The 13,609-nt window shown below is 35.5% G+C and carries 11 protein-coding genes; 2 read left to right on the top strand and 9 right to left on the bottom strand.

Translation table 11 applies throughout. From position 1 onward, the window contains the following. Positions 1-30: 30 nt before the first annotated feature. Together MHI39_RS04205 and MHI39_RS04200 are read right to left on the bottom strand one after the other, a co-directional pair. Positions 31-1,176 carry an ROK family protein gene (locus MHI39_RS04205; RefSeq protein ID WP_342540752.1) on the bottom strand — a complete coding sequence of 382 codons (1,146 nt, stop codon included), beginning with the start codon at positions 1,174-1,176 and terminating at the stop codon, positions 31-33. A 138-nt stretch (positions 1,177-1,314) separates the two neighbouring features. Beyond that, positions 1,315-2,034 carry a YoaK family protein gene (locus MHI39_RS04200; protein ID WP_342540751.1) on the bottom strand — a complete coding sequence of 240 codons (720 nt, stop codon included), beginning with the start codon at positions 2,032-2,034 and terminating at the stop codon, positions 1,315-1,317. Between the two features lie 210 nt (positions 2,035-2,244). Between MHI39_RS04200 and MHI39_RS04195 the strand changes: the two genes are divergently transcribed. Further along, positions 2,245-2,805 (top strand): hypothetical protein, encoded by a 561-nt coding sequence (locus tag MHI39_RS04195; RefSeq protein WP_071974799.1) that lies wholly within the window; start codon positions 2,245-2,247, stop codon positions 2,803-2,805. A gap of 40 nt (positions 2,806-2,845) precedes the next feature. Here MHI39_RS04195 and MHI39_RS04190 read toward each other — a convergent pair whose 3' ends face one another. From MHI39_RS04190 to MHI39_RS04175, 4 genes are all read right to left on the bottom strand, one after another. Beyond that, a complete protein-coding gene (locus MHI39_RS04190) occupies positions 2,846-4,438 on the bottom strand; it encodes an acetolactate synthase large subunit (protein WP_342540750.1) in 1,593 nt (530 codons plus the stop codon). Between the two features lie 282 nt (positions 4,439-4,720). Next, positions 4,721-5,590 (bottom strand): ROK family protein, encoded by an 870-nt coding sequence (locus MHI39_RS04185; RefSeq protein WP_212945521.1) that lies wholly within the window; start codon positions 5,588-5,590, stop codon positions 4,721-4,723. A gap of 171 nt (positions 5,591-5,761) precedes the next feature. Further along, positions 5,762-6,967 (bottom strand): hypothetical protein, encoded by a 1,206-nt coding sequence (locus tag MHI39_RS04180; protein WP_259548975.1) that lies wholly within the window; start codon positions 6,965-6,967, stop codon positions 5,762-5,764. 64 nt (positions 6,968-7,031) lie between these two features. Next, positions 7,032-7,748, bottom strand: coding sequence for a YiiX/YebB-like N1pC/P60 family cysteine hydrolase (locus MHI39_RS04175; RefSeq protein WP_078110446.1), 717 nt, complete (start codon positions 7,746-7,748; stop codon positions 7,032-7,034). A gap of 314 nt (positions 7,749-8,062) precedes the next feature. Between MHI39_RS04175 and MHI39_RS04170 the strand changes: the two genes are divergently transcribed. Then, entirely contained in the window at positions 8,063-8,752 is a 690-nt protein-coding gene (locus tag MHI39_RS04170) for a YjjG family noncanonical pyrimidine nucleotidase (protein WP_259548974.1), read from the top strand. Between the two features lie 114 nt (positions 8,753-8,866). Here the strand turns inward: MHI39_RS04170 and MHI39_RS04165 are convergent, their stop codons facing one another. The 3 genes from MHI39_RS04165 to MHI39_RS04155 form a co-directional block, all read right to left on the bottom strand. Next, on the bottom strand, positions 8,867-9,970 hold the full coding sequence (locus MHI39_RS04165) for a beta-eliminating lyase-related protein (protein ID WP_259548973.1): 1,104 nt from the start codon (positions 9,968-9,970) through the stop codon (positions 8,867-8,869). A gap of 238 nt (positions 9,971-10,208) precedes the next feature. Then, positions 10,209-12,341 (bottom strand): cellulose biosynthesis cyclic di-GMP-binding regulatory protein BcsB, encoded by a 2,133-nt coding sequence (locus MHI39_RS04160; protein ID WP_259548972.1) that lies wholly within the window; start codon positions 12,339-12,341, stop codon positions 10,209-10,211. Further along, positions 12,338-13,609, bottom strand: a complete 1,272-nt coding sequence (locus MHI39_RS04155) for a glycosyltransferase (protein WP_259548970.1) — start codon at positions 13,607-13,609, stop codon at positions 12,338-12,340. The genes MHI39_RS04160 and MHI39_RS04155 overlap by 4 nt, the downstream gene beginning before the upstream one ends.

Raw genomic sequence — 13,609 nt, 5'->3', positions numbered from 1 at the left:
CAAAAGTGTCCAAATAATATCCTACATACTTTATTCATTAAAAAATTGATCAAATACGAATATAGCAGCTCCTAAACATGTTGCCTTCTCCCCAAATGATCCCTTTTTAATGCTAATTTCCTTCATACATGTATGGTTTCTCGCCACTCGCACTACCTCTTCATAATACTTACGATCATGATAAATTAATTTACCATGCAGTAATACAGTATCAGGGTGCAAAGCATTGATCATATTTGCAATTCCGATTCCATAATAACGTGCTGACTCTAAAATGATCTCCTTCACAGCAGGATCCTTACTATTTAATAATTGATCCAAAGAAGCAGAAATTCCTTTCTCTTTCATCCTGTCAAACAACGCACCGAAAGTTACATACGAGCTTAAACATCCCTTATTCCCACATAAGCACGGTCTACCATCTGCTTGAATCGTTATATGTTCGAATGTGCTTGCCGCTCCTTGTGTATTATAGAATAATTGGCCCTCCTTAATAAATCCGCAGCGTATACCATAGCCACTTATACAATATAATAGACTTTCTCCCTGTAATGATTGATTTGCGTGATACTCAGCTAGAGCGGCTGTATTAGCCCCATTATTCAGAACAACTGGAACATCAAAATGACCCTTAAGCATGCTCACAATAGGGATATTGAGCCAACCCTTTGCTGGAAATGCACTAGGATTGATTATTACTCCATTTTTTCGATCAATTGGACCCACTGCCCCAATTCCAATCCCTAACAATGGATCGACACGATACTGTGTTAAAAGATGTTCAATTCCTTCTATAATTAATTTAATGGTCACTTCAGGTGTATGTTTATTTGTAATCATAAACTGATCTGCTCCGACCGGTTTAAAGCTCAAATCAAATAACATGATTCCCACATGCGTTCTCGCAATTTCAACTCCCACTAAGTACCCAGCATCAGGGACTACCTCATAAAGAACAGATGGTCTTCCACCATTTGATTCAGAAACGCCACATTCCCGAATTAGCTTCTTTTTTACCAGCTCTGCAACCATCCGGGTCATCGTCGTATTAGGTACATGAAATCGATGAAGCAACTCTACTTTTGAGATGGAATCCTTTTTATGTATCAGCTTGTACAAAGCTTTTTTTACTTGATTCTTTTCACTAACATCATTAAAAAAATCCCTTGTCAACATTTTCAACTCCTCAAAACTAAAAAGGATGATTTTATGGTTCTTAATAAATATACCATCTTCATATATAAATGAAATGACTGGGATCTATATTATTCTTTTTAATGGTAGCTATGTATACTTGCCGAATCCAATTTAAGATCATCTTTCATCCAGTTTCATTGCTTTTTTACTCCTTCTAAAATATCCTTTATGACTGTGATACAGAAGAATAGAGATAATGAGTAGGGCGGAGGCAATCCAAATAGCTCGATCCCCTATATGCATAGTCAAATATGTTCCTGTTAATGCACCAAGGAGAAAACAAAGAATAATTGAAATGAATTCTTTAAACTGGTTTTTCGCTTCCTGATCACGTTCAACGATTGCTGAGTATGCTGCTTGTGTTGCAGTACGAAGATTTCCTGTAGTTACTGTCGAATTATAGTTCCATTTATCCAGCTTATTAAATGTGGAAATCTGCATCGATGAGACAAATGCGATACATACGGTTACAACCATATTGGGTACACTTTCAGGCAATGCTCCAACGATGAATAGAACGATACATTCCAAAATTAATACAAAGCGTCGATAACTATACACGATTGCCCGTACGCGTGGAATCTTAACCGTTTCAGCCACTAAAACACCGAGAATAAAAGCTAGAATAGGGGGAATAAACCGAACCGTCTCCTTCCACTCCCCTTGTGCAGCCCTTATTCCCAAAAGAACCATATTTCCCGTCTGAGCATTCGCAAAAACCCCATCCCTACTCACATACGTATAAGCATCCAAAAACCCACCAACAATCGCCAGCAAAACCCCTAAAAAAACCGAATTCGACGACAACGATGGAATCATCCTTCTTTTATTTTTCATTATCTGCTCCTATTTTGGGGTCTGACCCCCACTGTTTTAACGTATTAAAGTAGTGGGGGTCTGACCCCCTCATACACAAATACTTTTAATCGTTAATATACTATAGTAGTGTTTTCACATAAGTAGCTGTTGCAACTAGTTTACATATCTGATCAGGTCACTTGAAAACATGGAAAGATTGAATTAAATATGTAAACGAGGTGTGTTAATGTGTATTTTTTTTCTAAAGTGAATGATATGCTGCAAGTTTATCAAACTGCTTACCGACGCGTATCTAAGCTTAAGCAGTTACTATTAATTTCTCTATTTTCCATCATTACTTCAATATTGCAATCTGCTGGTGGTTTTATACCAGGAGTCGGTTATTTTATTAGCCCTTTCGCAACAGCTCCCATTCTTTTTTGTTCCATGCTCAATATCCCTTTTGGATGGTGGACATATTTATTTACCAATTTATTACTTCTATTCCTTCAGCCCAGTGAACTTGTCATTTTCCCTTTTACCACCGGATTATTAGGACTTGGTTTGGGAATTGCTTTTAATCTCTTTGCCAAACGATTAAGCATCATCTTCTTTGGCGCATGTTCCTTAACCATTGGCATTTGTTTACTATTATATGTGTTTAATTTTCCCGTTCTCGGACCAGCCATTTCTCATATTATGTCTATTTATACTGGCATTTGTATCTTCATTTTTTCTTTCTTATATAGTTGGTTATGGATGGAGATTGGCTTAATGATGGTGAAAAAATTTCCGAACTCAATGATTTAAACTTTAACGCTTTAAAGAAGTGGGGGTCTGACCCCTTGTCCTAATTATTTACGCAAACATCAAATAAGCATAACTCCTCTGGCGATTCAATGACTTTTTTCAAGCTTTCTTCAAAATCCTTGAAAGTTGTTATTTTTTTCCCTTTCACACCGAAACTTTCTGCAAGTTGGACAAAATCCGGATTTCTAAAGGATACCCCAAAGCTCTCACCAAACTTTTTATTCATCATCACCTGCTCTAATTTCAATATAGAATCGTTAAGAATGATGATGATGAAAGAAAGACCCAACCGTTTTGCAGTTTCAATTTCAGACATATTCATTAATGCCCCTCCATCCCCCGTAATACAAATGACGGGATCGTTAGGGCAAGCTAATTTCGCTCCAATAGAACCTGGTATTGCAATGCCCATGGAAGCAAGCCCATTTGAAAGAATTAATCGATTCGGTTGCTTCGGCTGATAGGTTCGAGCAATTGATAACTTATGTGAACCTACATCAGAAATAACAATTGTATTCTCCGTACATTGTGCCTCAATGACCGCCAACATATTTTCAATTGTTAATAAAGGAGGGACTTGAGATATTTTCTTACCAATGTAATAGGATTGTTTAATTTTTTCCCGTAAGTTTCCAAAAGGTTCCCATGCCTTTTTTTCGATATTAAACTGGTTGAATTGCTTCAATATGTGCTTAATACTTCCGATTAATTCCACTTCAACTGGATAATATTCATTAATTTCTGCAGGCATTGAATCAATATGTAGAACAGGCAGCTTCTTTTTATTCCACTCCTTTGGAAGTGCTTCTACAAAATCAAACCCAATGACAATTAAGAGATCTGCCTCCTCAATTCCTTGTAAAACAAGATCCCGCTCATTAAATCCAAACGTAAAGAAATTTTGTGGGTGCTTTTTTGCCAAGACTCCTTTTGCCATAAAACTATGAGCGGCAGGTGATTGTAAAGCATCGATAAACGTCAGTAGCTCATTTGCGGCTTGTTCTCTTACTACCCCGTTGCCTATTAAAATAAACGGCTTTTTATATTTTCGTATCACAGCCAATGCATCTTGAAATATCTCATTAATTGGAATGGTTGGAGGAAACATTTTTACAGGTAGTGGCTTGTTCGGGATCTCCTGTGTAGCCAAGTGCTCAGGAAACTCAATCACAACAGAACCCGGCTTTGCCATCTTTGCAATATTAAATGCCTTCCTAATGGTGGTAGGGATGGATTGGGACTCTTTTATTTGGGTGGACCATTTTGTTATAGGCTCAAATATTTTTACAATGTCTACATACTGATGAGATTCACTATGCTGTCTTTCAAAAGGAGCTTGTCCTGTTAATGCAACAACAGGAGAATGATCCAGATTTGCACTAGAGATTCCGGTCAATAAATTGGTTGCGCCAGGTCCCAGGGTTGCCAAGCAGGCCCCAGCTTTTCCAGATAATCTCCCGTAAACATCCGCCATAAATGCAGCACCTTGCTCATGACGTACATTGATAAATTTGATTTTGGTTGACCTTGCTAAGGAATCAACGATATCCAAAGTTTCTTTCCTTGGAATACCAAAAACATATTCTACCCCTTCATTTTCTAAACATTGAACAAGAACATCACTTGCTTTCATAGCTACCTCCTATAAAGCGTTCCTATTTTGTTTAGTTTGTGGATAAAATCGTTTGACATTCAAGTAACGTCAACAAAACAATAGACTTTTTTACAAAAAAATTTAATAGAAAGAGGATGACGGTGAAATTTGAAGATTACAACGTGGAAATATGAAGTTTTTTTATAAAAGAAATTACAAATTATTCCCCTAATTAAATGTGGACAATCTAGTGAAACACTCACCAATCTGGTGGAGAAGCATTGCTTCACCGCTTTAACGGAGTGGGGGTCAGACCCCCTATTACTCTTTAAAAAACGGATAAACCGCACCATATAATGCAGCATCATTGTAGAGCTGCGCAGTTTTGAGCTCAGTTTTCAGAAAATCATCAGGTAAAAATAGGTGAAGTTGTTTTTGTATATGGTGTAATAAATAGTCACCTTGGCGAGAGATTCCTCCACCAATTAAAATGCACTTAGGATCAATTAATAAAATGATTTGTGCTAAACCCTTGGCTACTTCCTTGCTCCAATCTTCTATAATGGAGACACATAGAACATCTCCTTGTTTAGCTCTAGTGAACACTTCTTTCGTAGATACTCCTTCACCAAATTCCTCTTTTATTCTTTTATTTAAAGCAGAAGTGGACGCTCTCATTTCATAATTTGTTTTTGTCATCGGATCGAATAATAAATATCCGACAGAATTTGCTTGGTGATGAAAGCCATCAATGATGTGATGATGAAAATATGCACCACCAATCCCAGTTCCTAAAGTTATACAATATACTTGATTTTGTTTTTTTGCAGCTCCCTGCCAAATTTCCCCTAGAAGCGCAGCGTTTACATCATTTTCTACATGCACAGGGAGCTGAAAAATTTCAAAAAGTCTACGCTTAAATTCAGTGCCTCTATAATGCTTAATTGTAGGACCAGCGTAGATGATTTCTCCCTTCACCCGATCAACAATTCCTGCAGTACTGATTCCTACACCATGAATAGATGTATGCTGAAGTGATGATGCTATGATTGCTTCAATTTGTTTAAGAATCGCATCATCGATATTTTCCTTCGTTTCTATTTGCTGATGACCATACAAGCCCTTTTTATCATCCATGAATGCATATTTAATAAAGGTACCACCAATATCGATTGCTAAATAATTAGCCATAATCCCCTTCCCCACTCGCTTGTTTATTGTATGTTTTACCTTCTAAGTCAACAAATCCTACTTGTACAAAAGACGAACCCAACACCATTTACCCTCGTTCAATTCACCCTCAAACCGAGGGGACAGTCCCCATTCCATTACCGCTGTAAAGTAGTGGGGGTCTGACCCCCACTACTTTAACATCTTAAAATCATAAGCATGAATGGTTTTTCCTTTTACTGATGATAGGATTTCTTCTAATCCATTAATCTTAATTTCCTTTATTTTTTCTCCGGTGTTTAGAGAATATTGTTCTATATAATAGTGATTTTCTCGTTTTTCATTATATCTCATTACATACAATTGACCATCTTCGAAATAGGTTCCTTCATTATGCCTTATCCCATCTTTTGAGGCGTTTGTAATGTTAAATTTTATTTTCACCTTATGCGTCTTTGCGTCAAAGGAAAAAACCTCTCCCAGTCCATTTATATAGTAAAATTCATTACCATATACATAAGCAGAATTTTTCGGATTAAACGGCACCGTTGCATATAAATTATTATTATTTCGATATGTAGCCAAATTTACTTTTTCTTGATCCAATGTTTCTTTATTGATCCGGAAAAGTACAGTGTTCTCATTAGTATCATTAATAAATTCACTAAGAACAATATAATAATAATTTTCGTCAGCTACAATAGGGGATAAATTTGCATAGTCCAAGCCTTCTTCATTTTTTAACTGGACAATGTCCTGCACCTTTAAATCATCATTCGTAAACAAGACCTTTCGAAATTCATATTCCTTCTCAATATCATTCGTTAATAGAATGACCTCATTATTGTCCACACCAGATGCTAAAATATAATGCGGAATGTTTCCTTTCTGAAATCCATTCTTATTCCCAAATAACACATTTGAGTCGTATCCATCTATCCCTCTTTCATTGTTTACACCCGTATTAAAAATACTAAAATATAAATTTGGTTGTTCTAAATATCCAGTTCTTTCCCCCGTATGCTGTTCCTGCTTCATCTTAAACTCTCGATACGATTCTCCGACGAGCCGAATTTTGTTCTTGTCGACCAGCATAATATCATGCTTATTTTTCGCAATTGTCCCTAGTTCTAAGCTTTTCATTTTATATCCAACGGCGTTGCCTTTATCCTCAATAAATACAGCATAACTTACCCCTTTATTATCTGTATCTTGATCAATCGTTGATGAAAAATATAAAACAGCTTGTTTATCCTCTAAGAAATCCTTTTGCTCAATACTCTCCTTATCAATCATATGTGTTTGATTACTGCTTTTATTAAAAAATAAAAAGTAAATGAGTCCTCCAACTAAAGCGATAAATATGATAATCAATAGTATTATGATTGTTTTTTTCATTATAGCCCCCTATTTATTTGAAAAAGGCAATAAGTTTCGTTTCCTAACTTATTGCCTTTTGTCTTTATATATTACGAACTAGTTTTGTACCAGGAGCATCGCGAACATCTCGAGGGTACACTCCTAATCCCTTATCCTTGTCTAGATCTAAGTTTCCATTTAATTTATATGCAGACCAAATTAATTTAGAGCAGTTTTTCGCTCCATTATGACCAGTTGACCGATTAGTAGCAAAGTTATAAGAATATTTCTGTCCTATCTGACTATAAGCCCAATTCGCTGCACCATTCCGATTAGCAGTAGAAGTAGTGACCGATTTTACACAAGCTCCACCTTTATCCACTAGGCGATTAGAAGTAGATATTTTACGAACTCCAGCACTCGGTACAGATTCAACAATAGTACTGCTAGCATAATACAATCCAACATGACCATGATTTAAATAAGCCGTTTGTGAATCTGTATAGAAAAAATTCCCCTTCGTACTCGTACCTACAGCTACCGTTCCACCACTACCACCACTTAATCGATTTTCATTTTCCGCCAAATCAGCATCATTTTTAAGTTCCTGATAAATTTGTTCTAAAATTTCTTCCTGCGAATTTCCTGTTTCTTTTGCAATAGATTCTACATCAGCTAATAACTCATCAGAAGTAACATCTGGCTGCATTTGTAAGATATCGTTTAAGTAGGGTATATCATCACTTGCGGCAAATACACTTGGAACAGAAGATACTACAAGACCAACAGCCAAAATACTTGATAATAAAATTTTTTTCATTAAAATTCCTCCTCGTATTGTAGGCTTTCTTGCCGTTCTAACAAAACTTCCTGTGTATTCCCTACCTCCCCCTTAAAAAACCAGAATAACACGCAAAATAATCATACATTTTTGTAAAAATATTGTAAATATTACAAAATTACTATTTAAAGGAATTTAAACATGACTTTAGATAGGGGGGTCAGACCCCCACCACTTCACCGCTTTAAAGAAGTGGGGGTCTGACCCCATCTGAAATCTAATGTATAATAAAATAGATTAAGTATTTATTGCAGCTAAGGTGACTATATCAACATAGAAATGGAGAAGTAATGATGAGAAAATATCAGACTTTATTATTTGATGTGGATAATACTTTATTAGATTTTAGTGCAGCTGAAGAGGAAGCATTACGGTTGCTCTTTGAAGATCAAGATTTTCCTTTAACTATTGAAGTTAAAGATCAATATAAAAAAATCAATCAAAGTCTTTGGCGTTTATTCGAGGAGGGCAAAATTGATCGTGATACTGTAATGAATACCCGCCATTCACGACTATTTAAAGAATACGGGCGTGAAGTTGATGGGGCATTATTGGAAAGCAAATATCGCAAATACCTTAGAGAAGGACATCAGTTAGTTGATGGAGCCTTTGAATTAATTAATCATTTGCACAATCATTTTGATTTGTATATTGTTACGAATGGGGACTCTGAAACACAACACAAACGTTTAAAAGATTCTGGTTTATATCCTTTTTTTAAGGAAATATTCGTATCAGACGAAATTGGTTTCCAAAAACCACAGAAGGAGTTTTTCGATTATGTCTTTGCTCGAATTCCTAATTTCTCTGTAGAAAAGGGAATAATTATAGGAGATTCTTTAAGTGCAGATATTAAAGGAGGCTATTTATCAGGTATTGATTCATGCTGGATCAATCCTGAAATGCTACCAAATGATACTAATATCATTCCAACCTATCAAATACAAAAACTTGATGAACTATACCATATTTTAACTGTCTAAATTCCCCTATGTCTAAACAGAGCTTCTTTATATAAAAACTACTAATTAAAACTGCAAAAAAGAGGAAGTCATTTTAATGTACTTCCTCTTTTTAAATTTTATCACTCTACTACTTTAAAGCAGTGGGGGTCTGACCCCCAATAATTCATTCAAGCTTTTAAATACCTTTTTCAAATCTTCCTTCGGTATTTTCGCAAATTGGTCACCAATACTTACCTCAAAATAGCAAGAATCCTTATTGATTTCTGTTAAGTAGCTCGTTATACCGATACCTGTTTCTTGATAGATAGCTATTAGAAGCGGCTCAAGTTGCTCTTTTGCAACATTAATATGAACATGAAACATATTTGAAACCGGTTCAAGAGGTAGCGTTGATATTGTATGACATTGATTAAAATAACTTGCTAATTCTTTGGCATCCTCAAAGTACCTATCCATTTTATGAACGCGCTCATCAAAATAAAAATCAGAGCTGATGATATATGGATAAAGGCTGATAAGATCTCCCCCATGGCGTCTTTTCCATACTTTAGATTTCTCGGTAAAGTCTTTATCACCCGCTAGTATTGCACCTGCAATCCCACCAATCCCTTTATAAAAGGACACATACACACTATCAAATAAAGCGCATATTTCCTCTGCAGACTTTTGATAATACGGAAGAATTTCGAATAGCCTTGCCCCATCTAAATGCAGTTTAATTCCTTTACTCCTGCAAAAGTTTGAGATCTGCTCTAAAGTTTCATAGTCTGGTAGCTGCCCACCAATTTCTCGCTGTGGTAGTTCAAGCAATAAACAAGAAATATCTCCTTCCATATTCACTACATCATCTAATTCAATTACTCTGCTTTTATCAGCAAGTAATACGGGTTCGATATGATGCAATTCCTTTAGGCCATCCTCCTCATGAATCTCTAAATGACTAAGGGGATGATAAGCCACTTTATTGGAACCTTTTTCATCACACCATATTCGTAACGCAATTTGCTGAGCCATTGTACCACTAGGGAAAAATACAGCTGCTTCTTTGCCGAGAAAATTTGCTAGCTTCATTTGGAAGTTTTCAATAATCGCACCATTTCCATAATGGTCACTATCTATTTCACCGTTTAAGTCCATAAGTACCTTTTGTAATACTTGAATATTTCTTTTCCCATGTCCGGAAATTTGATAATTTGTTTGTTTAAAAGCTTCCAATAATGGATTACTGATTAGCATTTTTTTAACTCCCATCTTCGTTGTCAGCGATTTTTCAAACAAAATAAATCGTCTTCAACAACTACTAATTGAATTAACACTCTCTTTATATAAGAAAATGGTAATACATTTAGGCTATAATAAAAAGATTTATCAGATAAATATTTTGGTATCTTTAAGAGATACAAAATAATATTGAAACAAAATTACTTTTTCGCTTTAAAGCGATGGGGGTCTGACCCCCCATTATTGACCCTTCCTATTCTTTTCGCTTTGCTCTTTTTCTTACAATAATAATTAATAAGGCAATAAGGAGGATTAGTGCAATAAATTCAATGATCCACAATATAGAGAAATCGCGGCCTTGTTTCTTTCCTTTTTCTTCCGCCTCTTTTTGATCTTTTATTTTTATTTGTGATGCGTTTGAAAATAGCTGGTTATTATTTGACTGAACAATAATCGTAGATTTTTCATCAGTATTTACTAGATAGTCGAGAAATGTTTTCGAGATCAACGGTGTAGATGACATTTGGTGATCTAAAACAAGGATACTATTTTGTTTAGGGCTCCAAGGATTTGGTTGAATCCAACTAAACAAATCAACTGATTCAGGTATAAAACCATATTTGTTTAAGTCTGGCTTTGATTTCTCTTTATATGTGATCTCTAATTGATCATTTACTTTGTTTAAGAGTGGTTGTAATGCTGGTCCTCCAATAAAGATCGCGTTCGTATTTTTCAGCTCATTCACTTCTACTTTATCTGCAGATGTTAATCTTATCTGCGGTAATTGTCCATTCATACTAAGCGATAGGTATAAAGCAAGAAGCTGTTGATCCTCTACTTTTACCGTTTGAGGTAAGATAATAGTTGTTTTACTATCCTTTCCACCGAAAGGTAGAGGATAGGCTGCGAATGTTTTGTTCCCTTCATCCTTTTGATCCTTTGATGGGAAGTTGAAAGAGCTATCATCGGATATATATATCCAGCGATTTTCGTCTGAATTTGTACAAGAGTTTTTTTGATTTAAGCCATTCGCAACAAATTGTATATCCATCATGCCATTATCTTTAATTGTTTTTGCATCAATCGGTATATTCACGGTATATACACCATTCTCTGCATTTTTCAATGTTCGCAAATCAACCGAATGAGGAACATCATTGATGAATACAACTAATTCTACCTCTCCACCATTTATCGTTTTACCAGTTTTCTCATTGATTGGCAAAATCGTTTCAGAGCGTTTTAAATGTAACTTCAGAGTAGATGTTTGCCCAGAATGTAAAGATTTCGGTAAGTAGTAAAAGTAATGCTGACTTTTCCCTTGCGTACTATCCAAAATAAAATTTCCCATACCAAATTGTTTTAGTGTAACTTGACGATTATTATCTGTTTCTTTCCAATTAGGGATCGTCTGAATAGACATTTGATTTCCTGATAATTGTTTCATCCATTGCTGATTAGTTAGTACACTTACCCGCTTCTGAATTTCTCCTGGTGTTTTTGCTGTGACAAATAATGCTTCCACTTTATTTTTCCCATTTACAAGCTTATGACGAGAAAGCAAGAGTGATTGATTATCAGTTGGTAGTGATGCTTTTTCCATTACTTGTTTCATAAATGGTGTGGAAAATTCCGTTTGTGCCCCGATGAATATTACATTTCCTCGAAGACTTTTTACATTAGATTCCCGAACCATTTGAACTGAACCCTCTGTATAGGATTGCTCCCTTAAATAGGTTGCTATCATTAACCCACTATTCAATGTTTCCATTGATGCCTTATCTGGTAGTATGATGAATACTGGATTTGTTGAAGTGCCTTGAAAAATATCTGGATAATCCTTTAAGGATTGCTTGATATCGTTTATTTGTCCATTTAGTTGGATATATGAATTAATACCAATATTTAACCAGTTACCAGAAGTTCCTTGATCAACACAAACACCTTCCTTAATGACACCATGGTAGGAAACCTTTACACTATGGTTACCTTTTTTAAGAGCATTACCTGTAAGTGGAAATATGATCTGGCCCTTTTCATTTTGACTATTTAAAGGCTTTGATGTGATCGTTTGTCCATCGACACTTAACGTTAATGATGAAGGCGAAATCAGCATTTCAGAATGAGTGAAATCTAAGACTAGTTGATTATTCTGTCCTTTCGCATCTGAAATGTTCTCATAATAAAATGTAACCTCTTGTTCTGGTCCAATTAACTCAATCGGGCTATTTGTTATGGAATGCCGTGTTCCTACATTATTTTGACCTTCTATTTCCATACCTTGTATAGGAATTTCAGTCAAGGTCTGTGCCGCACTATTCAGCTGTCCCATACATAAGAAGAAAATAATTAATGATGTGATAAATATTATTCTATTGTTTTTCATAAGGAACCCCCTTTACCATTCTGATCGAACCGTTCTGTTTTATACCATTTTACCTCTTGGTGAAATAACACACGTTTGATTTCAAGGTAAAGTGCATATATAACAAGAACAATCCACATTTGCGAATAGGTGAAATACATAAATATGACATAAAAAAAGTTTTTAAGATTCATTTCTGCTTTTTCAATACTTAGTGTAATCATGACTTCTGTTAGGAAAAGCAGAAAGGCAAGAACCCATAACGCTAAAGAAACATTTCCAATCGTCAGCTGTAAATCGTAGAATAGATTAATGATGAATAGAACATTCGATACAATTACACCAAAGAAGAAAAGAAAATAAGTGAAGAAAAAATAAAATAAATCAAATATAATTCTTTTTCGCTTTAATTTAAAAAATTGGCTTAGAAATTTTAACACGACATACTGATTACCGCGTGCCCATCTGGTTCGTTGCTTCCACCATACCTTTAATGTTTCTGGCTCTTGCTCCCAAGTAATCGCTGCTGGAAAAAAACGAATATGATAACCTAAATTATATACGCGAATCGTTAATTCAGTATCTTCCGCTAATGCTTTTTCATCCCAGCCTCCAAGCTCTTCAATAATACTTCGACGAATGGCAAAGTTAGTCCCAGGTATCGTTGCCACTTTGAACCATTTCCATCTGCCCCCCTGGGCCATCCATTGAAAACAGATTGTTTCAATATTAATAAATCGTGTTAACCATGTTTTTGCTGCATTAATTACTCTAAATTTACCAACTATCGCTGCAGATTTAGGATCATTCACAAGTCCCATAACAAGATACCAAATGGCCATTCGCTCTGGTGTATTGTCCGCATCATAAACAGCAATAATCTCGCTTTCAGATTGATATAATGCTTCATTTAAAGCAGATGATTTACCCTTCCCTCTATTAGGAGGCTTTGTTTCTATCATCCGAATAAAAGGATATTTTCCAGCGAACTCCTGAACGATTTCTCCTGTACGATCTGAGGAGTTGTCATTAATTACGATGACTTCTAGCTTATCTTTGGGATAGTAAAGGCGAGACATCGCTTTTAAGGTCTGCCCGATAACTACTTCCTCATTATGTGCTGGAATGAACACACTTACAGTTGGGAGATCAACCATATTTTTCTCCCATTTCGGGATGATTTTTTCATATGTCTGAAAGTGGCGATAACCACCTTGCATTAAGAACATATGATATAGCAACATGACCCAAATTAAAATAAGAGCCATGTAGAATAATAGATTAGCCAT

Source organism: Heyndrickxia sp. FSL K6-6286 (genome assembly GCF_038630395.1).
Lineage (GTDB): Bacteria > Bacillota > Bacilli > Bacillales > Bacillaceae_C > Heyndrickxia > Heyndrickxia oleronia.
The sequence above is the reverse complement of the archived record's forward strand: the minus strand, read 5'-3'. Positions and strand labels throughout refer to the sequence as shown.

Coding starts and splice junctions, on each gene's coding strand:
- MHI39_RS04160 (WP_259548972.1), bottom strand. CDS start 12,341: ATGAAAAACAATAGAATAATATTTATCACATCATTAATTATTTTCTTC.
- MHI39_RS04190 (WP_342540750.1), bottom strand. CDS start 4,438: ATGAAAGCAAGTGATGTTCTTGTTCAATGTTTAGAAAATGAAGGGGTA.
- MHI39_RS04200 (WP_342540751.1), bottom strand. CDS start 2,034: ATGAAAAATAAAAGAAGGATGATTCCATCGTTGTCGTCGAATTCGGTT.
- MHI39_RS04165 (WP_259548973.1), bottom strand. CDS start 9,970: ATGCTAATCAGTAATCCATTATTGGAAGCTTTTAAACAAACAAATTAT.
- MHI39_RS04185 (WP_212945521.1), bottom strand. CDS start 5,590: ATGGCTAATTATTTAGCAATCGATATTGGTGGTACCTTTATTAAATAT.
- MHI39_RS04155 (WP_259548970.1), bottom strand. CDS start 13,609: ATGGCTAATCTATTATTCTACATGGCTCTTATTTTAATTTGGGTCATG.
- MHI39_RS04180 (WP_259548975.1), bottom strand. CDS start 6,967: ATGAAAAAAACAATCATAATACTATTGATTATCATATTTATCGCTTTA.
- MHI39_RS04170 (WP_259548974.1), top strand. CDS start 8,063: ATGAGAAAATATCAGACTTTATTATTTGATGTGGATAATACTTTATTA.
- MHI39_RS04205 (WP_342540752.1), bottom strand. CDS start 1,176: ATGTTGACAAGGGATTTTTTTAATGATGTTAGTGAAAAGAATCAAGTA.
- MHI39_RS04175 (WP_078110446.1), bottom strand. CDS start 7,748: ATGAAAAAAATTTTATTATCAAGTATTTTGGCTGTTGGTCTTGTAGTA.